This is a genomic window from Pseudomonas sp. BW16M2, assembly GCF_014268865.1.
Classification (GTDB): domain Bacteria; phylum Pseudomonadota; class Gammaproteobacteria; order Pseudomonadales; family Pseudomonadaceae; genus Aquipseudomonas; species Aquipseudomonas peradeniyensis.
The window spans coordinates 55,930-81,091 of record NZ_JABWRI010000028.1; the positions used below are offsets into that span (position 1 = coordinate 55,930).

Annotated in this window: 23 protein-coding genes and 1 pseudogene; 15 read left to right on the plus strand and 9 right to left on the minus strand. The window is 65.3% G+C overall.

The features are described 5' to 3' along the window. Window positions 1-58: 58 nt before the first annotated feature. Window positions 59-961, plus strand: a complete 903-nt coding sequence (locus HU735_RS21165; protein WP_186715113.1) for a LysR family transcriptional regulator — start codon at window positions 59-61, stop codon at window positions 959-961. On the opposite strand, the gene HU735_RS21170 is transcribed toward HU735_RS21165, so the two are convergent. Both HU735_RS21170 and HU735_RS21175 read right to left on the minus strand, forming a co-directional pair. Further along, window positions 958-1,578: a TetR/AcrR family transcriptional regulator gene (locus HU735_RS21170; RefSeq protein ID WP_186715114.1), complete on the minus strand. Its 621-nt coding sequence runs from the start codon at window positions 1,576-1,578 to the stop codon at window positions 958-960. The genes HU735_RS21165 and HU735_RS21170 overlap by 4 nt on opposite strands. 93 nt (window positions 1,579-1,671) lie before the next feature. Next, the gene (locus HU735_RS21175; RefSeq protein ID WP_186715116.1) at window positions 1,672-2,265 is read right to left on the minus strand and encodes a TetR/AcrR family transcriptional regulator; all 594 of its coding nucleotides are present in this window, start codon (window positions 2,263-2,265) and stop codon (window positions 1,672-1,674) included. 108 nt (window positions 2,266-2,373) lie between these two features. Here HU735_RS21175 and HU735_RS21180 point away from each other — a divergent pair, with 108 nt between their 5' ends. Both HU735_RS21180 and HU735_RS21185 read left to right on the plus strand, forming a co-directional pair. Next, entirely contained in the window at window positions 2,374-3,444 is a 1,071-nt protein-coding gene (locus tag HU735_RS21180; RefSeq protein ID WP_186715117.1) for a sugar phosphate isomerase/epimerase family protein, read from the plus strand. Continuing rightward, entirely contained in the window at window positions 3,441-4,325 is an 885-nt protein-coding gene (locus HU735_RS21185) for an alpha/beta hydrolase (RefSeq protein ID WP_186715119.1), read from the plus strand. The genes HU735_RS21180 and HU735_RS21185 overlap by 4 nt, the downstream gene beginning before the upstream one ends. On the opposite strand, the gene HU735_RS21190 is transcribed toward HU735_RS21185, so the two are convergent. The 4 genes from HU735_RS21190 to HU735_RS21205 all read right to left on the minus strand — a co-directional run bounded on the left by HU735_RS21190 (window position 4,315) and on the right by HU735_RS21205 (window position 8,229). Continuing rightward, the gene (locus tag HU735_RS21190) at window positions 4,315-4,557 is read right to left on the minus strand and encodes a hypothetical protein (protein ID WP_186715121.1); all 243 of its coding nucleotides are present in this window, start codon (window positions 4,555-4,557) and stop codon (window positions 4,315-4,317) included. The genes HU735_RS21185 and HU735_RS21190 overlap by 11 nt on opposite strands. A 205-nt stretch (window positions 4,558-4,762) precedes the next feature. Then, window positions 4,763-6,883 (minus strand): TonB-dependent siderophore receptor, encoded by a 2,121-nt coding sequence (locus HU735_RS21195; RefSeq protein ID WP_189657114.1) that lies wholly within the window; start codon window positions 6,881-6,883, stop codon window positions 4,763-4,765. Window positions 6,884-7,021: 138 nt separating this feature from the next. After that, the gene (locus tag HU735_RS21200) at window positions 7,022-7,723 is read right to left on the minus strand and encodes a YoaK family protein (protein WP_186715123.1); all 702 of its coding nucleotides are present in this window, start codon (window positions 7,721-7,723) and stop codon (window positions 7,022-7,024) included. A gap of 32 nt (window positions 7,724-7,755) precedes the next feature. Beyond that, window positions 7,756-8,229 (minus strand): GNAT family N-acetyltransferase, encoded by a 474-nt coding sequence (locus tag HU735_RS21205; RefSeq protein WP_186715125.1) that lies wholly within the window; start codon window positions 8,227-8,229, stop codon window positions 7,756-7,758. 150 nt (window positions 8,230-8,379) lie between these two features. Here HU735_RS21205 and HU735_RS21210 point away from each other — a divergent pair, with 150 nt between their 5' ends. Continuing rightward, the gene (locus HU735_RS21210) at window positions 8,380-9,114 is read left to right on the plus strand and encodes an alpha/beta hydrolase (RefSeq protein ID WP_186715127.1); all 735 of its coding nucleotides are present in this window, start codon (window positions 8,380-8,382) and stop codon (window positions 9,112-9,114) included. A gap of 6 nt (window positions 9,115-9,120) precedes the next feature. On the opposite strand, the gene HU735_RS21215 is transcribed toward HU735_RS21210, so the two are convergent. After that, the gene (locus HU735_RS21215; RefSeq protein ID WP_186715128.1) at window positions 9,121-9,735 is read right to left on the minus strand and encodes a dihydrofolate reductase family protein; all 615 of its coding nucleotides are present in this window, start codon (window positions 9,733-9,735) and stop codon (window positions 9,121-9,123) included. A gap of 170 nt (window positions 9,736-9,905) precedes the next feature. After that, complete coding sequence (nhaB, locus tag HU735_RS21220) at window positions 9,906-11,408, minus strand: sodium/proton antiporter NhaB (protein ID WP_186715132.1); 1,503 nt, start codon at window positions 11,406-11,408, stop codon at window positions 9,906-9,908. A gap of 151 nt (window positions 11,409-11,559) precedes the next feature. Here nhaB and HU735_RS21225 point away from each other — a divergent pair, with 151 nt between their 5' ends. The 3 genes from HU735_RS21225 (at window position 11,560) to HU735_RS21235 (ending at window position 15,369) form a co-directional block, all read left to right on the plus strand. After that, on the plus strand, window positions 11,560-12,372 hold the full coding sequence (locus HU735_RS21225) for a crotonase/enoyl-CoA hydratase family protein (protein ID WP_186715134.1): 813 nt from the start codon (window positions 11,560-11,562) through the stop codon (window positions 12,370-12,372). Window positions 12,373-12,408: 36 nt separating this feature from the next. Next, complete coding sequence (gene nudC, locus HU735_RS21230; RefSeq protein WP_186715136.1) at window positions 12,409-13,239, plus strand: NAD(+) diphosphatase; 831 nt, start codon at window positions 12,409-12,411, stop codon at window positions 13,237-13,239. Window positions 13,240-14,262: 1,023 nt separating this feature from the next. After that, window positions 14,263-15,369 (plus strand): NADH:flavin oxidoreductase/NADH oxidase, encoded by a 1,107-nt coding sequence (locus tag HU735_RS21235; protein ID WP_050704362.1) that lies wholly within the window; start codon window positions 14,263-14,265, stop codon window positions 15,367-15,369. 1 nt (window position 15,370) lies between these two features. Here the strand turns inward: HU735_RS21235 and HU735_RS21240 are convergent. Beyond that, a pseudogene (locus HU735_RS21240) lies at window positions 15,371-15,490 on the minus strand (toxin-antitoxin system HicB family antitoxin); the annotation flags it as partial. Window positions 15,491-15,646: 156 nt separating this feature from the next. On the opposite strand from HU735_RS21240, the gene HU735_RS21245 reads away from it, so the two are divergent. From HU735_RS21245 to HU735_RS21280, 8 genes are all read left to right on the plus strand, one after another. Beyond that, window positions 15,647-16,330, plus strand: a complete 684-nt coding sequence (locus HU735_RS21245) for a tellurite resistance TerB family protein (protein ID WP_186715138.1) — start codon at window positions 15,647-15,649, stop codon at window positions 16,328-16,330. Between the two features lie 128 nt (window positions 16,331-16,458). Further along, on the plus strand, window positions 16,459-18,081 hold the full coding sequence (locus HU735_RS21250) for a methyl-accepting chemotaxis protein (protein WP_186715139.1): 1,623 nt from the start codon (window positions 16,459-16,461) through the stop codon (window positions 18,079-18,081). 5 nt (window positions 18,082-18,086) lie between these two features. Then, entirely contained in the window at window positions 18,087-18,608 is a 522-nt protein-coding gene (locus tag HU735_RS21255) for a chemotaxis protein CheW (protein WP_186715141.1), read from the plus strand. Further along, on the plus strand, window positions 18,605-19,858 hold the full coding sequence (locus HU735_RS21260; protein WP_186715143.1) for a CheR family methyltransferase: 1,254 nt from the start codon (window positions 18,605-18,607) through the stop codon (window positions 19,856-19,858). Before HU735_RS21255 ends, HU735_RS21260 begins: the two co-directional genes overlap by 4 nt. 14 nt (window positions 19,859-19,872) lie before the next feature. Continuing rightward, window positions 19,873-20,520 (plus strand): chemotaxis protein CheW, encoded by a 648-nt coding sequence (locus HU735_RS21265; RefSeq protein WP_156329587.1) that lies wholly within the window; start codon window positions 19,873-19,875, stop codon window positions 20,518-20,520. After that, window positions 20,517-22,811, plus strand: coding sequence for a hybrid sensor histidine kinase/response regulator (locus HU735_RS21270; protein ID WP_186715145.1), 2,295 nt, complete (start codon window positions 20,517-20,519; stop codon window positions 22,809-22,811). The genes HU735_RS21265 and HU735_RS21270 overlap by 4 nt, the downstream gene beginning before the upstream one ends. Further along, the gene (locus HU735_RS21275) at window positions 22,808-23,821 is read left to right on the plus strand and encodes a chemotaxis response regulator protein-glutamate methylesterase (RefSeq protein ID WP_050704371.1); all 1,014 of its coding nucleotides are present in this window, start codon (window positions 22,808-22,810) and stop codon (window positions 23,819-23,821) included. The genes HU735_RS21270 and HU735_RS21275 overlap by 4 nt, the downstream gene beginning before the upstream one ends. A 51-nt stretch (window positions 23,822-23,872) precedes the next feature. Further along, window positions 23,873-24,877 (plus strand): PleD family two-component system response regulator, encoded by a 1,005-nt coding sequence (locus HU735_RS21280; RefSeq protein ID WP_050704372.1) that lies wholly within the window; start codon window positions 23,873-23,875, stop codon window positions 24,875-24,877. Window positions 24,878-25,162 lie beyond the last annotated feature (285 nt).

Here is a 25,162-nt window from a genome sequence, read left to right on the forward strand (position 1 = left end):
CGTGGACTGTCCCTGTCGATGTCGCTACCCTTGAAACTCTGTTTGATGGAAGTGAACAATGCCGCGCACGGCCCTCCACACCCAGCTCAACCGGGTGCAGACGTTTCTGGCGGTGGTCGATTTCGGCTCCTTTACCAAGGCGGCGGACTTTCTCGGCATCAGCAAAGCCATGGCCAGCCAGCACGTCAAGGCACTGGAGCAGGCGCTGGGCGTGACGCTGCTGGCGCGCAGCACCCGCGCCGTCGCCCCGACCGAAACCGGCCAGGGCTTCTACGACGATTTCAAGGTGATCGTCAGCGACGTCGAAGGCGCCTTCGACAGTGTGCTGCGTCGGCACAACGGCGTATCGGGCAGGCTGCGCATCAGTACCACCGGGGAGTACGGCGAGCGCTTCATCCTGCCGCTGATCCCGCTGTTCGCCGAGCGCTACCCGGCGCTGTCGATCAGCTACGAGACCGACTCGTCGCTGAGCGACCTGATTGCCGAACGGCTCGACCTGGTGGTGCGCCTCGGCGCCCTAACGGACTCGAACCTGCGCAGCCGCAAGCTGGCCGACTACGACATCCTGCTGGTGGCCTCACCGGCGTTTCTCGCTCGTCATGCCATCTCCGAGCCCGCGGACCTTGCGGATGTGCCCTGGATCGCCAACAGCAACCTGCACAGCCCGACCAGCTGGACCTTGCACGGCGCGCGGACGGGCAGCGTGAGCGTGGTGGGCAGGGCGGCCTACCAGTCCAATGCGTCCCACGCCATCCGCGCGATGGCCTGCGCCGCGCTGGGCGTGGCGGTGCTGCCCGCCTGGCTGGTCGAGGAGGATCTGGATGCCGGCAGGTTGCGGCGGGTGCTGCCGGACTACAGCCTGCCGGCGCAGCCGATCAGCGTGGTCTACCCCAACGGCAACCAGGTGCCGCACAAGACCCGGGTATTTATTGATTTCCTGTGCGAGCACCTGGGCCGCTAAGGCTCCAGGCCGATACCGCGCAGGATGACGCCGGTGACGGTCTGCACCGCCTGCTCGAACGCCAGGTCGGACAGCGGCTCGCCGCCATTGAGCAGGTTGACCTGGTAACCAAAGTCGGCGTAGTGCTGGGTCGCGGCCCAGATCATGTACAGCAGCGCCGAGGGCTCCACCGGCAGGATGCGTCGGTCCTCGACCCAGCTGCGGATCTTCGCTTGCTTGAGCTGCGCCCAGGGCACCAGGATTTCGTCCAGGCTGGCGCCGAGCAGCGGGGCGCCATGGAGCATCTCCTCGGCCCAGATCTTCGAGCCCAGCGGCCTTGAGCGCGAGTGGCCCATCTTGGCGCGGATGTAGCTGGTCAGCACCACGCGCGGATCGTCGAAGTGCTCGAAGCACAGGGCGTCCTGCTTCCATACATCCAGCAGGTCCTGCAGCACGGCGCGGTACAGTTCGTCCTTGGTGCTGAAGTAGTAGTGCAGGTTGGAGCGCGGCAGTTGCGCCCGCTCGGCGATATCACCCATGGAGGTGGCGCCGTAGCCCTTGTCGGCGAACACCTGTTCGGCGGCTTGCAGGATCTTCTCGACGTTGCGCCGGCGGATCTCGATCTTGTGGTTGGCCATGGGCTGTCCGTGGTGACCTGAACAGGGCAAGGCTAACAGCTTTGTCGTGCCCGAGGTAAACAGGCCGTGCGTGATCTCCTACAGGTGAGCGCGTCAGCCCTGGCTGTTCGGCAGCACGTTCAATGCCTGGCGACTTGCCTCGCGCAGATCGTGCGCGGACACGCCATCGCGGGCCTGCACGGAAATGCCGTGGAGGAAGGTGGCATACAGGTGGCCGAGAGCCTCGACCTGCGCGTCGGCCGGCAACTGCCCTTGTTCGCGGGCCTGGCGCAGGCGCTCGACGATCGACTCGGTGCGCTGCCGGCGGTGCCCGGACAACCACTCCTGGACGGCCAGGTTGTCCGGCGCCACGCCGCTGGCGGCGCTGACCACCAGGCAGCCCCTGGGCTCGTCGGCGCGGGTATAGGTGCTGATGGCGTCCTCGAACATTTGCGCCAGGGCCTGGTGGATATCCGGCAGGGCCAGGGCGCGGTCAGCGAAGCCACCCTCGGCTGACTCGTACAGGGCCACGGCCTCCTCGAACAGTTGCTGCTTGCTGCCGAAGGCCGCGTAGATGCGTGCGGAGGCGATGCCCAGCGCGGACACCAGGGCCGACATCGAGGTGCCTTCGTAGCCATGTTCCCAGAACAGCCGCATCGCCTTGCGCAGCGCCTGTTGCTTGTCGAATTCCCGAGGTCGCCCTGCCATCGCTCGCCTGCCTGAATACGCAAAACGCGCATTCTAGCCAATTTGCGATTGACGGGCAGCGTCGTTCGATCCTATTGTTTGTCGATCAACAAACAATAGGATGACATCATGCGAACACTCAAGGGACCGAGCCTGCACCTCGCGCAGTTCAGCAGTGACAAACCGCCGTTCGACAGCCTGGACAGCATTGCCGACTGGGCCGCGGGGCTTGGCTTCAAGGGCTTGCAGGTGCCGGCCTGGGATGCCCGGCTGTTCGATCTGGAACTGGCCGCGCAGAGCACGGGCTATTGCGATGAGATCAAGGGCCGGCTGGCCGAGCGCGGCTTGCAGGTCAGCGAGCTGACCACCCACCTGATCGGCCAACTGGTCGCCGTGCACCCGGCCTACGACCCGATGTGCGACGCCTTTGCCCCGGCCGCGTTGGCCGGGCACCCAGCGGAACGCACCGCCTGGGCGATCGAGCAGATGAAACTGGCGGCGCGGGCCAGCCGCAACCTGGGCCTGGACGACATGGGCACGTTCTCCGGCGCGCTGGCCTGGCCCTACCTGTTCCCGTTCCCGCAGCGCCCCCAGGGCCTGGTCGAGGCCGCTTTCGAGGAGCTGGCGCGGCGCTGGCGGCCGATCCTCGACTGCTGCGACGAGCAGGGCGTCAACCTGTGCTTCGAGATCCACCCGGCCGAGGACCTGCACGACGGCACCAGCTTCGAGCGTTTCCATGCCCTGGTGGGCGAACACCCGCGCTGCCGCATCCTCTTCGACCCCAGCCATTTCGTCCTGCAGCAGCTCGACTACCTGGCCTACCTGGACCTCTACCACCCGTTGATCCGCATGTTTCACGTCAAGGACGCCGAGTTCAATCCGAGCGGTCGGCAGGGCGTGTACGGCGGCTACAGCGATTGGACCGAACGTGCCGGGCGCTTCCGCTCGCTGGGCGATGGCCAGGTGGACTTCAAGGCGATTTTCGCCAAGCTGGCGCAATACGACTTCGCCGGCTGGGCGACCCTGGAGTGGGAGTGCTGCCTGAAGAGCCAGGAGGACGGCGCCCGTGAAGGCGTCGAGTTCATCAACCGCCATATCATCCAGGTCACCGACCAGGTGTTCGACGACTTCGCCGGCGCGCCGATCGACCCCCGGCAGATCCAGCGCATGCTGGGCATCGACAAGGAGGTACGGGTATGAGCTTGTCCGTCGAGTCCTTGGGTGATGCCTTCGAGCATGTCTATGTGCAGGTACAGGGCCAGCGTCTGCACTGTGTCGTGGCCGGTGCGGGCGAGCCGGTGCTGTTGCTGCCGGGCTGGCCACAGACCTGGTACGCCTGGCGCCATGTGCTGCCGATCCTGGCTGCGCGCGGCTTTCGCGCCATCGCCATCGACCCGCCGGGGCTGGGGGACTCCGACCGTCCCGAGCAGGGCTACGACACCGGCAACGTCGCCCGTGTGCTGCATGCCGCCATGACCCGGCTGGGGCATGAGCGTTACCACTTGGTCGGCCACGACGTGGGGATGTGGGTGGCCTATGCCATGGCCTGCGACTTGCCGCAGGCGGTCCGTTCGTTGACGGTGGCCGAGGCGGTGATTCCCGGCCTGGCCGAGGCGCCGCCGATCTTCGTGGCGCCGCAGGAGAACATCTTCCTCTGGCATTTCCTGTTCAACCAGGTGCGCGACCTGCCGGAGTTCCTGATCGCCGGGCGCGAGGAGGGCTACCTCAACTTCATGTTCGATCGCTGGGCGGTGCGCCGGCACGCGGTGGCGGCGGATGTCTATATCCGCGCCTACGCCTCGCCGGGCGGAATGCGGGCGGGCTTCGCCTATTACCGGGCGATCCCCGAGACCATCCGGCAGAACCTCGAACGCGCCAGGACGCCGCTGCCCATGCCGGTGCTGGCGATCGGTGCCGAGCATGCCACGGGTGATGCGCCGCTGCTGACGATGCAGGGCCACGCCGACTCGGTGCGCGGCGTGATCCTGCCGGGTTGTGGGCACTTCGTCATGGAGGAAGCGCCGGTGTCGTTCAATGAGCACCTGCTGGCGTTTCTGGAGGAGGTCGAGCTCAACCGCTGATCGCGGTCCTTGCCCTGGCGGCGTCGGTCACCACCTGCGGCCGGCCGGCGCGCGATACAGCCAATTTGCGCTGCTCGTACTCCTCCAGGCTCAGGCCCTGACGCTGCAACGCTTCGAGTTGCAGCTGGCGGGCTTCCTCGGCGGTATAGGGGCGCAGCTCGGGATGACTGGCACAGCCGCTCAGCACGGCGATAGCCAGGGCGGCGAGGAGGAGGCGGGCGGTGGTGTTCATCGGGGCGGTTCCGTGAGCCTGGGATTCGAGGGTGTCGAATCGATGAGCTCAGGTTATTGGCCACGTCGATGCTTTGGAAATTGCTGCGCTCGATAGTGACTATCGAAGCACACGCATACCCTGTAGGAGCGGGCTTGACCCGCGATGAGGCCAACCCAGTAAAGGCTGGTGTTCGCAGAACAAACCCGTTCCTACAGTCGGCAGGTCAGAACCGGTAATTGACACTGGCCTCAAGGGTTCGTGGCGCACCCGGGGTAATCAGGTCCACTGAACCATGGGCAGAGGCGTAGTAGTCGCGGTCGAAGGCGTTCTTCAGGCGCAATGCCGCATCCCAGTGCTGCACGCTGTACAACAACGCGGCATCGAAGGTGGTGTAGCCGGGCATCACCACGTTGTTGTCCAGCGCGGTGTAGCGCTCGTCGACGTAGTTGGCGCCGGCGGCCACGCGCCATTCGGGGGTGAGGGTGCGCACCAGCCAGACGTTGGCGCTGTTGCGTGGTGTCAGGGTGGGCACCTGGCCTTCGTTGGCGACGCCGTTGGTCTTGCTGTTGGACTTGGTGATCTCGGCATCCAGATAGGCGTAGCCGGCATAGATCTGCCACTTGTCGCTCAACTGGCCGCTGAGGGTGGCCTCGAAGCCGTCGGTGCGTTGTTCACCGGCCAGGATGGTGAGGTTGGGATTGCTCGGGTCGGCGGTCTTCATGTTGGTGCGTTCGAGGCGGAACACCGCAGCGGTCAGCGAAAGGCGACTGTCGAGCAGGTCCCACTTGGCGCCCATCTCGTAGTTGGTGGTCTCCTCTGGTTCCAGGCCGGCATTGGTCGGCGATACCGCGAACACCTCGCCCGAAGGCTGGTAGCTGCGGCTGACCGACACGTAGTAGGACTGCACCTGGTCAGGCTGGTAGACCAGGCCTGCGCGTGGGCTCCAGGTCTTGTCGGTGCGGTCGAGGTCGACGTTCTGCACCCGGGCGTCGTTGTACTCCTGGCCGAAGATGTCGTAGCGCACGCCCAGCAGCGCCTTCCACTGCGAGGTCAGTTCGATCAGGTCCTGCACGTAGAAGCCGCTGGTCTGCTGGTAGTTGGTACCTTCGGAGGACAGGTTGGCGGCGTGTTCCGGCACTGCCACCAGGGCGTCGCGGTACACCGGCACGCGGGCGACGTTGTTCTGGCTGTAGACACGCTGGTATTTGTCCTGGAAACCCACCTCCACGCCATACAGCAGGTTGTGCTGCATGCCGGCCAGTTGCGCCTGCTGCTTGAGCTCGGTCTGGTTGAACACCCCGGACTCGTCGCGGGCCACGTTGCCGCGATTGAGCTTGACCAGCAGTTCACCGTCGGGCGCGGTGACGAAGCGTGTCGGGCTGCTGTCGGCCAGGGTGTTGTTGCGGTCCAGGTCGTAGCGGTAGTAGCGGCTGGTGTTGGTCAGGGTGAGCGCGTCGTTGATGCGGTAGTCCAGGCTGGCGGTAAACGAGAACACTTCGCTGCGTGCATAGTCCTGGGACGCGTTGCCCGAACCGAAACGCTTGTCGCGGCTGACGTCTACCGGACGGTTGCCCAGCGCGGGGATGCCGAAGTCGATCAGGCGCTTGTCGTACAGGTAGGTGGCGCCGAGGTTCAGTTCCAGGTCGTCGGACAGCTTGAAGTAGGCCGACGGCGCAATGGCCTTGCGGTCGATGTAACCGTCGTCGCGGAAAGTGTCGCTGTCTTCGAAGGCGCCGGTGACACGATATGCCTGATTGCCCTGCGGGTCGGCCCAGCCGCTGTCGAACTGGGTGCGGCGCTTGCCTTCGCTGTCGAAGCTCACGCCGACTTCCTGCTTCGGTGCGAAGCCAGGCTTCTTGCTGATGCTGTTGATCAGGCCTCCCGATGAACCACGGCCATAGAGCACGGCGGCCGGCCCCTTGATGACCTCGACCCGCTCGATGTTGGAGAGGTCTCGGAAGTACAGGGCGTCGTCGCGCACACCGTCGATGTACATGTCGCCAATGGCGCTGAAACCGCGGATGGTCACCTGGTCGCGCTGGCCATCGCCGTTGGACAGGCCAACTCCGGGCACGTTTTTGAGTACGTCTTCCATGGATTGGGCGCCCTGGTCCTTGATCACGCTCTCGGGCACCACGTTGACGGTCTGCGGGATGTCGCGCAGCGGGGCGTCGATCTTCAACGCACTCTTGCTCTCACTGGCCTTGTAGCTCTGCTGCTCGTAGGCGCTGGTCACCGAGGTCGCCGGCAGGGCGAGCGGATCCTTATTTTCAGCATGAAGGGCAGGGGTGACCAGCAGGCCCAGCATCGACAGGGACACTGGGGCAACGGACTTCTTGGCCATCGAATGCGACTCATTTGTTGTTGTGAGGTCGCGAATGGTAATGGTTCGCAAATGTAAAGCAAGTGTAAAGGATACATATTCAGAAAAATATTTTCTGTTGTCGTATGCATCCATATGGATGTCGGGTTGGCGATGCGTTCAGCGCGGCATGTAACCCAGTTGCCAGGCACGTGGAATGAACACCGTCACCAGCGCCAGCAGGCAGGCCAAACCGCAACTGGCCGTCAACGCCTGCAAGCCAAGCCGTTGCTGCAGCCAGGCGCCGAGCGCGGCACCCAGCAACATGCCGCTCCAGGGTACCAGTTGCACTCGCCAGCCATCGCGCCGCTCACCCAGCAGCCAACGTCCCAGGCCACGGCCGAAGCGCGACAGCGCGCCGGTGACGTAGGTCAGGCCGATCGGCAGGCCGTTCACTTGTTCGACCACAGCATTGAGCATGCCCATGGCCAGGGTGGCCGCGATCAGCGCGGGGAAGGTGATCGACGCCGGCCAGGCTGCGGCGAAGGCCAGCAGGGTGGCGACGATCAGCAGCAAGGGCGCGGCGCGCCGGCGCAGGCGCCGGGCCAGCAGGACGCCCAGGGTGTTGCCCAGCACGAAACCGAGGATCGCCAGGGCTAGACGCAGGATCAGCGCCAGGTCCGCCTGGCTGATGGCCACCGCCAGGCGCGTGGTGTTGCCGCTCATGAACGAGACGAAGTCGCCCAGCGCCAGCAGGCCGATGGCATCGGTCATGCCGGCCAGCACCGACAGTCCGGCCACCAGCCCCAGGCCGACCCGTCCGCGCAAGGCCTGCAGGCGAACGCGGCGGGCACTGTGCTGGGAGGAGGCGGTGGGCAGCATGGGACGGGTCTCCGGGGCAGGGGGCTCTGATCTTATACCCGGGCCATGGCCTTGCGCATGGGGATGCAGGACAGTTCGAGGCCAAAGGGCGACTGGTAGGTCGATAACGCGTCGCCGACGTAGCCGCAGTTGCGATAGAACGCGGCGGCGTTGAGGGTGGCATCCAGATGGACCGTTTCCAGGCCCTCGGCCCGGGCGATGCCTTCGAGGTGTTCGACCATCCTGCGGGCGATGCCCCGGCCCATGAACGACGGCAGCACGAACAGCGCGCCCAGCTCGCCGCTGTGCAGGTCGAGCATGCCGGTGGCGGCAATCGTGCCGTCCATGCAGGCAAGGTGGAAATGGTCGGCGACCAGCGCCGCGTAGCCTTCGGTGAACGGTACGTCGGCCCAGGCCTGGGCCAACGCGTCGCCGTAGGCACCGGCGCATTGATGCAGGATTGCCTGGCGGCGGATGGTGTAGGTTTGCAGCGCGTCGTGGCGGCTGGCGCGGCGTATTTCGAGCATGGGTTCCCTCCCGGTTGAGCCCGGATGATAACAAGGGCGTCCGGGAAAACGCTGATTGGCGCGACGCAATGGGATTGTGCTGTTAAATCACCATGGCAGGTCTCATGCTGCGGGCTTCCCGCAAGCACAATGTCGAGGCAGGCAATGGCAATGGATACGCCCGTGGTTATGGTCAATGGCCTGATCGGCTGCCTGGATCACCCGACGTTTCAGCGCACCCTGCGACCCAGGAAGGTGTTTGCCCCGGACCTGCTCGGCTACGGCAGCCTGGACGACACGCCATTGAAATTGATCGACATCGACGCCCAGGTCGAGCACCTGCGGCGGATCCTGCTGGCGCGCAACCTGCCCTATGTGCACCTGCTCGGCCACTCCGTGGGCGGGGTGGTGGCGATGCTGTTTGCCCGGCGCTATCCGGCCAGCGTGGCGAGCGTGATCAGTGTCGAGGGCAATTTCACCTTGAAGGACGCGTTCTGGTCGGCGTCGGTGGCGCGCATGGCCCCAGTCGAGGCCGAGGCGTTGCTGCAAGGTTATCGTGACGATGCCTCTGCCTGGCTGGCCCGCTCCGGCATCATGGCCGATCCTGGGCGCCTGGCCCTGGCGGACCAGTGGCTGGCCCACCAGGGCGCGGGCACGCTGCAGGCCATGGCGCGCTCGGTGGTCGCGGTGACCGGCGTACCCGGCTATCTGACGGAGCTGCGCACGTTGTTCGCCACGAAACCGGTGCACCTGGTCGCCGGCGAACATTCGCGGGCCGGCTGGGATGTGCCGCACTGGGCCGAGGAGCAGGCGGCCAGTTTCACTGTGCTGCCGCGTGTGGGGCACCTGATGATGCTCGAAGACCCGCAAGGCTTCGCCAACGCCATCGCCCGCCTGCTCGACTGACTTCGTTCAGAACGACCCCGTCTGCACCTCGCCGCTGCGCACGTAATGCGCCAGCAGCACCCCCTTGGGCGTGCTGCTTGATTCCACCAGCTTGAAGGCTGCGGCCTGTGCATCGTCACCGAACAGGCGCTTGCCGCGCCCCAGCAGCAGGGGATGGATCAGCAGGCGCAGCTCGTCCACCAGCCCGGCCGCCAGCAGTTGGCGTACCAGTTCACCGCTGCCCTGGGTAAGCAGCGCCGGGCCCTCCTGTTGCTTGAGCGCGCGCACCGCCCCCACCACATCGGTGCCCAACGGGTGGCTGTTTTGCCAGTCGATGGATTCGGGGCGGTGGGTGGCGACATGCTTGGCCACGCCATTGAACAGGTCGGCCAATGGACGATCCGGCGCCTCGGGCACGACTTCTGGCCAGAACCCGGCGAAGATGTCGTAGGTGCGCCGCCCCAGCAGCAGTTCGAACGGTTGGCTGAACAAGGTCTGCATGGCCTGGCCGAAGGCCTCGTCGGCCAACGGCGGGATCCAGCCGCCATGGGTGAAGCCGCCGCTGGTGTCCTCCTGCGGACCGCCGGGGGCCTGCATGACGCCGTCGAGGGTGATGAAGGCGGCGACGATGAGCTTGCGCATGGGATGAATCTCCTCGGGTGGGTGTGCTGGGTAGTCGAACGGGGTTGGCGAGAATCGACAGCAGTGCTGAACGATAGTCAGGGTTCGACGGATGGGGGCACGGGAGGAGAGAACAGGGGGAACGCGGTCACCTGCAGGAACGACTAAAGCCGCTCCTACAGATGGTTCGGCTACAGCCAGTAGGTCACCGCCCACCAGCCCAGGCCGCCCATGACCACGGTGTAGGGCAAGGCCATCCACACCATGCGTCCATAGGACAGCCGCACCAGCGGCGCGATCGCCGAGGTCAGCAGGAACAGGAACGCCGCCTGGCCATTGGGCGTGGCCACGCTGGGCAGGTTGGTGCCGGTGTTGATCGCCACCGCCAGGGTCTCGAAGTGCTCGCGGCTCATCGCGCCATTGACGAACGCCTGCTTGACCTCGGTGATGTAGATGGTGGCGACGAACACGTTGTCGCTGATCGCCGACAGCAGGCCGTTGGCCAGGTACAGCATGCCCGGCTGCTGCTCGCTGGGCAGGGCCAGCACCCAGGCGATCAGCGGGCTGAACAGCTGCTGCTGGTGGATCACCGCGACCACGGCGAAGAACACCACCAGCAACGCGGTGAACGGCATGGCGTCCTGGAACGCGCGGCCCAGGCGGTGCTCGTCGGTGATGCCGGTGAACGCGGTGATCAGCACGATGACCATCAGGCCGATCAGGCCGACCTCGGCGATGTGCAGGCCCAGGCAGACGATCAGGATCAAGGCGGCCAGGCCTTGCACCACCAGGGCGACGCGTTGGGCTGGAGTGCGCGCGGCGTCGTCCTCGGCGGCGTAGGCGGCCAGTACCTGGCGCACGCGCTCGGGCATCAGCGTGCCGTAGCCGAACAGGCGCAGCTTCTCCAGCAGCACGCAGGTCACCAGGCCCGCCGCCAGCACCGGCATCGACACTGGCGCGACCTTGAGGAAGAAGTCGGCGAAGTGCCAACCCATTTCATGGCCGATCAGCAGGTTCTGCGGCTCGCCCACCAGGGTGCACACGCCGCCCAGCGCCGTGCCCACCGCGCCGTGCATCAGCAGGCTGCGCAGGAAGGCGCGGAACTGGTCGAGGTCGTCACGGTGCAACTGTTCGACCTGGTGGTCGCTGTCCAGCGCCGACTCCTCCCGTGGGTTGGTACCCGAGGCGACCCGGTGGTAGACGGCATAGAAGCCCACCGCGGCGCTGATGATCACCGCGGTCACGGTCAGGGCGTCGAGGAACGCCGAGAGAAACGCCGAGAGCACGCAGAACAGCAGGCTCAGCACCGCCTTGGAGCGCACCCCCAGCAGGATCCGCGAGAACAGATACAGCAGCAGCTCCTTCATGAAGTGAATGCCGGCGACCATGAACATCAGCAGCAGGATCACCGGGAAGTTGTGCTGCAGCTCTTCGTACAGGGCCTCGGGCGTGGTCATGCGCAGCAGCAGCGCCTCGACCAGCAGCAGGCCGCCGGGCATCAGCGGGTAGCACTTGAGCGCCATCCCCAAGGTGAAGATGAACTGGATCACCAGCACCCAGCCGGTGACCACCGGGCCAAGGGTTGCCAGCAGCAACGGATTGAGGACCAGGAACAGGCAGATGACGGCCTTGTACCAACGCGGCGACTGGCCCAGGAAGCCGTGGGCGAGGGCGCCGGTCAGGGAACGGGACATGAATTTGTATCCTTTTGATTCAGCAGTGGCGCAAGGTGCCGCATCGCGCCTTGGGGTGCAAGTCATCCAGTCCGGCTTTTGGCACATGTGCAGCCTTGCGGGTGCGCTAAGATCCGGCGTTGTGAATCCTTTTCCCACAGGAGTGCCGCTCGTGACCGAATACACCGCGTTCAAGGTCGAACTGACCGACAACATCGCCCACGTGCAGATCAACCGCCCGGACAAGATCAACGCGATGAACGCCGCCTTCTGGGAAGAGCTGGTCGAGATCTTCCAGTGGGTCGACGACACCGACGCGGTGCGCGTGGTGGTCATCAGTGGTGCCGGCAAGCACTTCTCCTCCGGCATCGACCTGACGATGCTGGCCACCCTGGCGCAGCAGCTGGGCAAGGACGTCGGCCGCAACGCCCGGGTGATGCGCCGCACCATCCTGCGCCTGCAAGGCTCGTTCAACGCCGTGGACAACTGCCGCAAGCCGGTGCTGGCGGCGATCCAGGGCTACTGCATCGGCGGCGCCATCGATATGGTCTCGGCCTGCGACATGCGCTACTGCGCCGCTGACGCGCAGTTCTCGATCAAGGAGATCGACATGGGCATGGCCGCCGATGTCGGCACCCTGCAACGTTTGCCGCGTATCATCGGCGACGGCATCATGCGTGAGCTGGCCTACACCGGCCGCCGGGTCGACGCCCAGGAGGCGCTGCGCATCGGCCTGGTCAACCGCGTCTATGATGACCAGGCGGCACTGCTCGACGGGGTCTTTGCCATCGCCCGCGAGATTGCCGCAAAATCGCCGATCGCCGTGGCCGGCACCAAGGAGATGATCAGCTACATGCGCGACCATCGCATCGACGATGGCCTGGAGTACATCGCCACCTGGAACGCGGCCATGCTGCAGTCCGAGGATCTGCGCGTGGCCATGGCCGCGCACATGAGTAAACAGCAACCGACGTTCGCCGACTGACTGGACAGTGGCGGGCGCCATCAAGGGACCCGAACCATGTCAGCACGCTGGACAACCGCAGTACTCGACCCGCAGATCACCGGGGGGCTGGCCGTCGCCCGCAGCCCGGAGGGGTTCCTGGTGGACGCCAACGGCGCGCTGTTTCCCCGCGACTGGCTCAAGCGCCAGGAGCTGGACGTGTTGTGCGAGCATGGCATCGGCCATTTTGACGGCCAGCCGGTGTTCCTGCTGGAGCTGCGCGGGGCCGGCGAGGTGCCGGGGTGTCACTGGCAGGGGCTGCGCCGGTTCATGCTTGAAGGCGACTTCGATACCTACAAGGTGCTCGGTTACGCCGCGCAGATCGGCACCTGGGCTCGCGAGCACCGCTTCTGCGGCAGTTGCGGCCAGGCCATGACGCAGATTCGCTGGGAGCGGGCGATGTACTGCCAGCCGTGCGACCTGCGTAGTTATCCGCGGATTTCACCGAGCATGATCGTGCTGATTACTCGCGGTGATGAGGTGCTTTTGGCCCGTTCGCCGCGCTTTGTCACCGGGGTCTACAGCACCCTGGCGGGTTTCGCGGAGCCTGGGGAGTCGGCCGAGGATTGCCTGGTGCGCGAGGTGCGTGAAGAGGTGGCGGTCGAGGTCAGGAACATCCAGTACGTTGGTAGCCAGTGCTGGCCGTTTCCGCATTCGATGATGCTGGGGTTTCATGCCGAGTATGCTGGGGGGGAGATTGTCATGCAGGCGGATGAGATCGAGGATGCGCGGTGGTTCAATGTGCATGAGTTGCCGCCTTTGCCGGCGGGGCGGTCGATTGCTCGGTATCTGATTGATCTGTATGTGGCTCGGCGGTTGGGGTTGTCTGAGCCGGTTTTGCCTGCTTGAGTTGGTTTTAGTTGGTTTTAGTTGGTTTTAGTTGGTTTTAGTTGGTTTTAGTTGGTTTTAGTTGGGTTGGTTGGTTGGGGTGTTTGTTTTTGAAGTTGTAGGCGCATTCATTTGCGATGTCGACGCTTATTCACCTTTCCGCCCTTACGGCGGGTTACTTTGGTCTTGGCCAAAGTAACCAAAGCCGTTGCGCTCCATTCATCCGGCCCTCCGCTTCGCTCCGGGTTCCCTCACTCCGGCCTTGCTCCCGGGAGGACCGCGCTGCAGGGCCCATCCTGGGCCCCAGCGCTTGACGGGCATCCATGCCCGTCACCTCCCTCCGCAAGACCTCCGTTCGGCCTCCTGAAGTCGCGAAGTTACGAGCGGCGCCTGGACTGGCGCAGCTGTCGCTAGTTGAAAACTTAGTTGATCTCTCGATCGTATCGCGGGGCAAGCCCGCTCCCACGCAATAGTCGCCGTTATATAGATCCCTGTAGGAGCGGGCTTGCCCCGCGAAAGGGCCGGAACAGCCAATACATAATTAACTGTAAAACAACTAACTTCAATCTCTTGCTCTTGCTCTTGCTCTTGCTCTTGCTCTTGCTCTTGCTTCTAAGTGCGCGATAGTCCAGGCGCCGCCAATTGCGACTTCAGGAGGCCGAGCGGAGTTCTTGCGTAGTGGGGCGACGGCCATGGATGGCCGTCGAGCGCTGCGGCCCAGGATGGGCCGTACAGCGCGGTACCCACGGGAGCAAGAACGGAGCGAGGGAACCCCGGAGCGAAGCGTAGGGGCCGGATGATGGAGCGAGGATTTTTTGGTTCCTTTTTGATCCTTCAAAAAGGGACCCGCCGTAAGGGCGGAAAGGTGACTATGCGTCACCATCGCCAATGAATGCGCATAAAAAAATCAAAACAATCATCCCCGAACCCAAGACCCCAGAACACCCCCCACCCCATGGTCTAGTCTGAAACCTACCGGTACCGGCCCACCCCCAAACCACAAAAGCCGGCCCGGAAACCATTGGAGTCCCTGGGAGGTGCCCCATGAGCCTGCTGCTCGAGCCATACACCCTGCGTCAGCTGACCCTGCCCAACCGCATCGCCGTATCCCCCATGTGCCAGTACTCCGCCGTCGACGGTCTGGCCAACGACTGGCACCTGGTCCACCTGGGCAGCCGCGCGGTCGGTGGCGCGGGCCTGGTAATCAGCGAGGCCGTCGCGGTCACCGCCGACGGACGCATCACCGCCGAGGACCTCGGCTTGTGGACCGACGCTCAGATCAAACCCCTGCAACGCATCACCCGTTTCATCACCGCCCAGGGCGCCGTCCCCGGTATCCAGCTGGCCCATGCCGGGCGCAAGGCCAGCACCCACAGGCCGTGGCTCGGCAAGCAGGGCAGCGTCAAGATCGAGGAGGGCGGCTGGCAACCGGTCGGGCCGTCGAAGATCGCCTTCGACCCGCAGCACACCCCGCCACGTGAATTGACCAAGGACGAGATCCAGGACGTGGTCGCCGCGTTCGTCGCCGCGACCGAGCGGGCATTGCAGGCCGGCTTCAAGGTGGTCGAGATCCACGCCGCCCACGGCTACCTGCTGCACCAGTTCCTCTCGCCCCTGAGCAACCAGCGCCGCGATGAATACGGCAGCTGCTTCGAAAACCGCATCCGCCTGACCCTGCAGGTGGCCGAGGCGGTACGCAAAGCCTGGCCGCAGGAGCTGCCGCTGTTCGTGCGGGTATCGGCCACCGACTGGGTCGAGGATGGCTGGAACCCGGACGAGACCGTCGAACTGGCCCGTCGCCTGCGCGCCCTGGGCGTCGACCTGATCGACGTGTCTTCAGGGGGCACCTCGGTCAATGCCGAGATCCCCACCGGCCCCGGCTACCAGACCCGCTTCGCCGAACGGGTACGCAAGGAGTCGGAAATCGCCACCGGCACCGTCGGCATGATCACCGAACCGGCTCAGGCCGAGCATATCCTGCGCACCGGCCAGGCCGATGTGATCTTCCTCGCCCGTGAGCTGCTGCGCGACCCGTACTGGCCATTGCATGCCGACGACGACCTGGGCGGAAACAAGGCGACCTGGCCGGCGCAGTATCAGCGGGCTACCAGCCGGGCCAACCCCATCCACGAGTCCGACCTGCGCGACTGACTCAGCTACAGGCCGCCTGGCTGAGAATGTCGCTGACCCACTGGTTGATGCTCTTCTGCGCCAGCTCGGCCTTGGCCGCCACGCTGGCGTGGAGGGTGAGCTCCAGGAGCAGGCTGAGTTTTCGGATGAGTCAAGATGACGCTACAAACTGGAATCGACTGGCAGGGCCAATAAAACAAGCTGGGCAACATCCGGATGCAAATGCGTTAAGCGTGGCTTCAGCTTGCCGGCCTACTCTGGAGCCCTACCTACTTTGGATGCTTGCGAGGTCTGCCAGATGAACACCCGTGGTCTGCTCGATCAGCTATTGAAAACCGGTCAATCCATGCTGCAGAACCAACAGGGCAAGGGCACCAGTCACAAGGGCTCCGGGAGCCTCGGCAGCCTGCTGTCCGGTGCTGGCGGTGGCGCATTGGCGGCCGGAGCCATGGGCCTGCTGCTGGGGAACAAGAAGGCGCGCAAGTATGGCGGCAAGGCGCTCACCTATGGCGGATTGGCCGCGCTTGGCGTGCTGGCCTACAAGGCCTATGGCAACTGGCAGGCGCGCCAGGGCGCGGGCAATCACGAGCCGCAGACCCTCGACCGCCTGCCGCCGGCCCAGGCCGAGCAGCATAGCCAGGCCGTGCTTCGGGCGTTGGTGGCCGCGGCCAAGTCCGATGGCCATATCGACGAACGCGAGCGGGCGTTGATCGAGGGCGAGTTCACCCGCCTGGACAGCGACCGCGAGTTGCAGCACTGGCTGCATGCCGAACTGAACAAGCCGCTGGACCCGGCCGAGGTCGCCCGCGCCGCGCAGACCCCGGAAATGGCCGCCGAGATGTACCTGGCCAGCGTGATGATGGTCGATCAGGAGAACTTCATGGAGCGCGCCTATCTCGATGAACTGGCCCGCCAGCTGCGCCTCGACCCGAACCTGCGCCAGGAACTGGAGAACCAGGTCAGGCTTGCCGCGAGTCAATGAACCGGCATTTGGCCACCTGAACGGGCACGGACGCCTGAATACCGCTGCATTCAGCCGCAATTGAACGGAAAGCCTGGGCTATACTTCGGCGATTTTTCCCGCTCGTATCGAATTCCTGAGGGCTGAATGTGAAGAACTGGACCTTGCGCCAACGGATCCTGGCAAGTTTCGCCGTGATCATCGCCATCATGCTGCTGATGATCGTGGCCGCCTATTCGCGGCTGGTGGCGATCGAGTCCAGCGAGGAAGCCGTGGGGTCCGACAGCATCCCCGGCGTCTACTACAGCTCGATGATCCGCAGTGCCTGGGTCGACAGCTACGTCACCAGCCAGCAACTGGTGGGGCTATCGAACCACCGAGAGATCACCACGGCTGACCTGGAACTGTTCAAGGGTTTCGATGACCGCCTCAAGAAGCACATGGCCAGCTACCAGGCGACCATCCGCGACGCGGCCGACCAGGCGGCGTTCGACGACTTCACCCGTCTGGAGGAGGAGTATGTCAAGCTCGTCGACCAGGTCCTGGAAACCTACCGCCAGAAGAACTACCCCGAAGCCCAGCGCTTGATCATGGATGTGCTCACGCCGGCCTGGAAGGAAGGGCGCCAGCACCTGAACGAAGTGATCGAGCGCAACCGCGAGTCCGCCGACAAGGCCACCAACGACATCGTCAGCGCGGTCAATACCGCCAAGGGCAGCATGATCGTCTCGTTGCTGCTGGCCATCATCGCCGCCGGTGTCTGCGGTCTGTTGCTCATGCGTGCTATCACCGCACCCATGCTGCGCATCGTCCATGGGTTGGACGGCCTTCGCTCCGGTGACCTGAGCATGCGCCTGAACCTGGACCGCAAGGATGAGTTCGGCGCGATCGAGGGTGGTTTCAACGAGATGGCCGAGTCCCTGGCCAACCTGGTGGCCCAGGCCCAGCGCTCGTCGGTGCAGGTGACCACCTCGGTCACCGAGATCGCCGCCACCTCCAAGCAGCAACAGGCCACCGCCACCGAAACCGCCGCCACCACCACCGAGATCGGCGCCACGTCGCGGGAAATTGCCGCCACCTCGCGGGATCTGGTACGCACCATGACCGAAGTCACCAGCGCCGCCGACCAGGCTTCGAGCCTCGCCGGCTCTGGCCAGCAGGGCCTGGCGCGCATGGAAGAAACCATGCACCAGGTGATGGGCGCCGCCGACCTGGTCAATGCCAAGCTTGGGATTCTCAACGAGAAGGCCAGCAACATCACCCAGATGGTGGTGACCATCGTCAAGGTCGCCGACCAGACCAACCTGCTGTCGCTCAACGCCGCCATCGAGGCGGAGAAGGCCGGCGAATACGGTCGCGGTTTCGCCGTGGTCGCCACCGAGGTGCGGCGCCTGGCCGACCAGACCGCCGTGGCCACGTACGACATCGAGCAGATGGTGCGCGAGATCCAGTCGGCGGTGTCGGCCGGGGTGATGGGCATGGACAAGTTCTCCGAGGAAGTGCGCCGCGGCATGTTCGAGGTGCAGCAGGTCGGCGAGCAACTGAGCCAGATCATCCACCAGGTGCAGGCGCTGGCGCCGCGGGTGCTGATGGTCAACGAGGGCATGCAGGCCCAGGCCACCGGTGCCGAGCAGATCAACCAGGCACTGGCCCAGCTCAGCGATGCCAGTACCCAGACCGTCGAGTCGCTGCGCCAGGCCAGCTTCGCCATCGACGAACTGAGCCAGGTGGCCGCCGGGCTGCGGGGTGGTGTGTCGCGGTTCAAAGTCTGACGACGATGAACGACATGTCCCCCCGCGAGGCGCGCGCCACCACTGAAAAGGGCGTGCTGTACCTGCAGTTTCGCATTGCCGACCAACGGTTCGCCCTGGATGTGCGCGAGGTGATCGAGGTCCTGCCGCATCGTGCGCTCAAGCCCATCGCCCAGGCTCCGGCCTGGGTCGCTGGGGTGCTCGCCCATCGCGGCGCGCTGGTGCCGGTGATCGACCTGTCGGCGCTCAGTTTCGGCTCCCCGGCCCAGTCGCGCAGCAGCACGCGACTGGTGCTGGTGCACTACCGCGCCGATCCGCAGCGTCCGCAGTTGCAGCTGGGATTGATCCTGGAGCAGGCCACCGACACCCTGCGCTGTGCGCCCGAAGATTTCCAACCCTACGGGCTGGACAATGCCGAGGCGCGTTACCTCGGACCAGTGCGTCAGGACGCCCGGGGCTTGCTGCAACGCATCGAGGTGGACGACCTGTTGTCGGATGCGGTGCGCGCGTTGCTGTATCCGCTGGAGCCAGGGCAGGTGCAGGCATGAGTGAGCAGCGTTTTTTCCGTTTCCTGCAGGAACGTATCGGCCTGGACGTCGAGTCGGTCGGCGCGGCAATGGTCGAGCGTGCCTTGCGCCAGCGCTGCACGCTCGTGCAGGCCGAGAGCCTGGACGACTACTGGATACGGTTGCAGCAGTCGACCGATGAGCAGCAGGCCCTGATCGAGGCGGTCATCGTTCCGGAGACCTGGTTCTTCCGCTACCCCGAATCCTTCACCGCGCTGGCGGGCCTGGCCCACAAGCGCGTGGCCGAGCTGGCCGGCGCCCGGCCGCTGCGGATTCTCAGCCTGCCGTGCTCTACCGGCGAGGAGCCGTATTCGATCGCCATGGCATTGCTCGACGGCGGGCTGAACCCCGGGGCATTTCGTATCGACGGCATCGACATCAGCCCCAGCTCGGTGGCCAAGGGCGAGCAAGGCGTTTATGGCCGCAACTCGTTCCGCGGCAGTGAGCTGGCCTTTCGCGAGCGACATTTCAGTGTCGTCGACGAGGCCCATCGCTTGGATGAACGGGTGCGCCAGCAGGTCAGTCTGCAGGTGGGCAATGTGCTCGATCCGGCGCTGCGGGCGCGAGAAGGCCTCTACGATTTCGTGTTCTGTCGTAATCTGCTGATCTATTTCGACGTACCGACCCAGCAGCGGGTGTTCGAGGTGCTCAAGCACCTGACCCATGCCCAGGGCGTCCTGTTCATCGGTCCGGCCGAGGGCAGCCTGCTGGCGCGCCTGGGTATGCGACCCCTGGGGATTGCCCAGTCGTTCGCCTACGTCCGTCAGGATGAAGCGCCGTCGGTCATCATCGCCAAGCCGGCGCCGGTGGCCCGCCCAGCAGTCGTGCCACCCGTGCCACCGCGTATCGTGATGCTGCCGCCGCGGGTCGGCAGGCCGAATGCCGTGCCAGTCGCCAAGGCGATGCCGGCCGAGGATGAGGCGCAACTGCTGGCCAGCATCGCCCAGCATGCCAATGCCGGTGACAGCGCCCAGGCCAGGGAAGGCTGCGAGCGCTATCTGCGCAAGTTCGCGCCCAAGGCACAGGTCTACTACTGGCTGGGGTTGCTCAGCGATACCGAGGGCGATGCCGCGCAGGCCATCACCCATTACCGCAAGGCCCTCTACCTCGAGCCGCAGCACCCGGAGGCGCTGATGCACCTGGCCATGCTGCTGGCCGCGCAGGGCGACGAGGCGGGCGCGCGACGCCTGCAGGAGCGTGCCGCTCGGGCTGGCCGGGAGTCTGAACGATGAGCGGCGGATACCATATGCAACTGATTGCCCACGATGACGAGCAGATCGATGACTGCTGGAACCGTATCGGGGTGCATGGCGACAAACAGTGCCCCTTGCTGCCACGGCATGTGCACTGCCGCAACTGCGAGGTCTATGCCGAGGCGGCCACGCGCCTGCTCGACCGTTATGCGCTGATCCAGGATGAACAGCTCGAGGCTCCAGCTGTACAGGAGGAGGCGGTCGGCCGCTCGATGCTGCTGTTCCGCCTGGGCGAGGAATGGTTGGCCCTGGCCACCGCCTGCCTGGCCGAGATCGCCCCGTTGCAGCCGGTGCACTCGTTGCCTCACCAGCGTTCACGGGTGCTGCAGGGGGTCGCCAATGTGCGCGGGGCGCTGGTGCCTTGCCTGTCGCTGGCCGACCTGCTGGGCGTGCCGGTCGAGGCGGGCAGCGAGCGCGGCGGGCGGAGCATGCCGCGCATGCTGATCCTGGCAGCCGAAGGCGGGCCGGTGGTGGTGCCGGTGGACGAGATCGACGGTATTCATCGCCTCGACCCGGCGAGCCTGGACAATGGCCGCGATGCGGCGCACTTCACCGCGGCGGTGCTGCAGTGGCGCGGGCGCAGCGTGCGTGTGCTGGATGAACAACACCTGATGTCAGCCGTGAAGCGGAGCCTGTCATGACCCCGGAGCAAATGCGCGATGCGTCGCTGCTCGAGCTGTTCAGCCTGGAGGCCGAGGCCCAGACCCAGGTGCTCAGCGCGGGCCTGATGGCGCTGGAGCGCAACCCCGCGCAACCCGATCAGCTCGAGGCCTGCATGCGTGCGGCGCACTCGCTCAAGGGCGCGGCGCGGATCGTCGGCATCGACGCCGGGGTGAGTGTCGCCCACGTCATGGAAGACTGCCTGGTAGCAGCCCAGGAAGGCCGCCTGCTGCTGCGCCCCGAGCATATCGATGCGCTGTTGCAGGGCACCGACCTGCTGATGCGCATCGCCACGCCTGGCGACCAGGATGGTGAAGCCGCCGTGACGCTGTTCCTGGCGCAGATGGCAGCCTTGCTCGACCCCTCGGCGCCAATGCTGGCCAACGCGCAGCCGAGCACAGCAAGCCTGCCGCCAGTCGTCCAGCACGTGCTGCCGGAGCCTGAGTCCCTGTCGCCAGCGGAACCCGAGGTCGAAGCGGAACCGGTGGCTGCCCGCAAGGCCGCAAAGCGTGGTGGCGAGGGTGGCGAGCGGGTACTGCGGGTCACTGCCGACCGATTGAACAGCCTGCTGGATCTGTCGAGCAAGTCGCTGGTCGAGACCCAGCGCCTGAAACCCTACCTGGCCACCCTGCAGCGCCTGAAACGCATGCATGGCCAGGGCATGCGGGGGCTCGACGGGCTGAAGGCCCAGCTGGAGGAGAGCGGCCAGGGGCCAGAAGTGCTCGAAGCCCTGGCCCAGACCCAGCAGTTGCTGGCCGAAACCCAGCAAATCCTGTTGCAACAGGCGGCTGATCTGGACGAATTCGGCTGGCAGGCCAGCCAGCGCGCGCAGTTGCTCTACGACACGGCTTTGGCCTGTCGCATGCGTCCGTTCGCCGATGTGCTGACCGGGCAGAGCCGGATGGTCCGCGACCTTGGCCGCTCGCTGGACAAGCCCGTGCGCCTGCTGGTCGAGGGCGAGAAGACCCAGGTCGACCGCGATGTGCTGGAAAAGCTCGAGGCGCCGTTGACGCACCTGCTGCGCAATGCGGTTGATCACGGCATCGAGCTGCCCGAGCAGCGCCTGCTGGCCGGCAAGCCAAGCGAGGGCACGGTACGCTTGCGCGCCTCGCACCAGGCTGGATTGCTGATTCTCGAATTGTCCGACGACGGTGCCGGTATCGATCTGCAGCGCCTGCGCCGCAGTATCGTCGAGCGAGCATTGTCGCCGGCCGAGACCGTGGCGCAGATGAGCGAGGCCGAGCTGCTGACGTTCCTGTTCCTGCCGGGCTTCAGCCTGCGTGACACGGTCACCGAGGTGTCCGGTCGCGGTGTCGGGCTGGACGCGGTGCAGCACATGGTTCGCGAACTGCGCGGGTCCATCGAGTTGACCCAGGTTGCCGGGCAGGGCTGCTGCTTCCACCTGGAAGTGCCATTGACCCTGTCGGTGGTGCGCAGCCTGGTGGTCGAGGTGGGTGGCGAGGCTTATGCCTTCCCCTTGGCGCATATCGAGCGCACCGTCGAAGTGCCGGCCGAGGCCATCGTGCAGATCGAAGGCCGTCAGCACTTCTGGCACGAAGGGCGGCATATCGGCCTGGTGGCTGCCAGCCAGTTGCTCAACCGGCCGGCGGCCCAGGGTGATGAACAGAGCCTTCGGGTAGTGGTGATCCGCGAGCGCGATCAACTCTATGGGGTGGCGGTCGAGCGGCTGATCGGCGAGCGGGTGCTGGTGGTGATGCCACTGGACGCGCGCCTGGGCAAGGTCCAGGACATTTCCGCCGGCGCCCTGCTCGATGATGGCTCGGTGGTGCTGATCGTCGATGTCGAGGACCTGCTGCGCTCGGTGGACAAACTGCTCAGCACCGGCCGCCTGGAACGTATCGAACGGGGCGGGCGGGGCGGCAAGGGCGTGGCACGCAAGCGCATCCTGGTGGTCGACGACTCGCTCACCGTACGCGAGCTGCAGCGCAAGCTGCTGGGCAACCGCGGCTATGACGTGGCGGTGGCCGTCGATGGCATGGACGGCTGGAACGCCCTGCGCAGTGATGATTTCGACCTGCTGATCACCGACATCGACATGCCGCGCATGGACGGTATCGAGCTGGTCACCTTGGTAAGGCGCGACAACCGCCTGCAATCGTTGCCGGTGATGGTGGTGTCCTACAAGGATCGTGAAGAAGACCGGCGTCGTGGACTGGATGCCGGTGCCGACTATTATTTGGCCAAGGCCAGCTTCCATGACGATGCATTGCTGGAGGCGGTCGTGGAGCTGATTGGAGGTGCCCAGGGATGAGAATCGCCATCGTCAACGACATGCCCATGGCCGTGGAGGCCCTGCGCCGTGCGTTGGCCTTCGAGCCCGCGCACCAGGTGATCTGGGTGGCGGGCAATGGCGCCGAGGCGGTGCGCCTGTGCGCCGAGCAGACCCCGGACCTGATCCTCATGGACCTGATCATGCCGGTGATGGACGGTGTCGAGGCCACCCGCCGGATCATGGCCGAGACTCCCTGCGCCATTGTCATCGTCACGGTGGACCGCAAGCAGAACGTGCACCGGGTGTTCGAGGCCATGGGCCATGGCGCCCTGGATGTGGTCGATACCCCGGCGTTGGGCGCGGGCGACGCCCGGGAGGCGGCCGCGCCGCTGTTGCGCAAGATCCTCAACATCGGCTGGCTGATCGGCCAGCAGCGTCCCAGTGCCGCCCGTGCGGTGGCCGCGCCGCTGCGCGAGACCTCGCAGCGCCGTGCCCTGGTGGCCATCGGCTCGTCGGCGGGCGGGCCGGCGGCGCTCGAGGTACTGCTCAAGGGCCTGCCGCGCAGTTTCCCGGCGGCCATCGTGCTGGTCCAGCATGTCGACCAGGTGTTCGCCGCCGGCATGGCCGAATGGCTCAGCACCGCGTCCGGCCTGCCGGTGCGCCTGGCCCGCGAAGGTGAGCCTCCGCAGCCGGGGCAGGTGCTGCTGGCCGGCACCAACCACCATATCCGTCTGCTGAGAAATGGCGAGCTGGCCTACACTGCCGAGCCCGTCAACGAAATCTACCGGCCCTCGATCGACGTGTTCTTCGAGAGCGTGGCGCGCTACTGGTCTGGCGATGCGGTGGGCGTGCTGCTTACCGGGATGGGACGCGACGGCGCCCAGGGCCTGAAACTGATGCGCCAGCAGGGCTTCCTGACCATCGCCCAGGACCAGCAGAGCAGCGCGGTATACGGCATGCCCAAGGCTGCCGCGGCGATCGACGCGGCGGTGGAAATCCGTCCGCTGGAGCGAATTGCCGGGCGACTGATGGAAATCTTTTCGAAATGACGATATGTATTGAGGCGCGCCGCGTGGCCGGCGGTCAATGGGTGACTACGGATGAATGATCTACCGATCGAAGGTTTCACGACCATCAACGAAAGCGCGGCGATGGTCCTGCTGGTCGACGATCAGGCGATGATCGGCGAAGCGGTGCGCCGTGGTCTGGCCCATGAAGAGAACATCGACTTCCACTTCTGCGCCGACCCGCACCAGGCGGTGGCCCAGGCCATGCGCATCAAGCCCACGGTGATCCTCCAGGACCTGATCATGCCGGGCCTCGATGGCCTGACCCTGGTGCGCGAGTACCGCAACAACCCGGCCACCCAGGACATCCCGATCATCGTCCTGTCGACCAAGGAGGACCCGCTGGTCAAGAGCGCGGCCTTCGCCGCCGGGGCCAACGACTACCTGGTCAAACTGCCGGACACCATCGAGCTGGTGGCGCGTATCCGCTACCACTCGCGCTCGTACCTGACGCTGTTGCAGCGTGACGAGGCTTACCGCGCCCTGCGGGTGAGTCAGCAGCAGTTGCTCGACACCAACTTGATGCTGCAGCGGTTGATGAACTCGGACGGGCTCACCGGGCTGTCCAACCGCCGTCACTTCGACGAATACCTGGAGTTGGAGTGGCGCCGGGCTATTCGTGAGCAGCAGCAGTTGTCGTTGCTGATGGTCGATGTCGACTACTTCAAGGCGTTCAACGACAGTTTCGGCCACCTTGCCGGTGACGAGGCCCTGCGTCAGGTGGCCGAGGCCATTCGCGGCTGCTGCTCGCGGCCGACCGACCTGCCGGCGCGCTATGGCGGCGAGGAGTTCGCCCTGGTGCTGCCCAATACTTCGCCTGGTGGCGCGCGGCTGGTGGCGGAAAAGCTGCGCCAGACCATCATGGGCCTGAAGATCGCCCACACCGTCCCTGAGGCGGCCTCGCACCTGACCGTGAGTATCGGTCTGGCGACCTTGACGCCGAGTGTCGGCAGTCACTGTCGGCAACTGATTTCGGCGGCGGACAAGGGGTTGTATCTGGCCAAGAACAGCGGGCGTAATCAAGTCGGGATTGCCTAAGAGAGTTCCCGCAGGGTGTTAGTGTTTTCAGCACTTCACTAACCCTGCGGGACCGACTTGTCGGCAGAGGTTGTAAAAAAATTCTGGCTGAAACCTAAACTCCAATCTCTTCGCTCTTCGCTCTTCGCTCTTCGCTCTTCGCTCTTCGCTCTTCGCTCTTCGCTCTTCGCTCTTCGCTCTTCGCTTTTGCTTCTAAGTGCGCGGTAGATCAGGCAACACCAATTGCGACTTCAGGAGGCCGAGCGGAGTTCTTGCGGAGGGAGGTGACGGGCATGGATGCCCGTC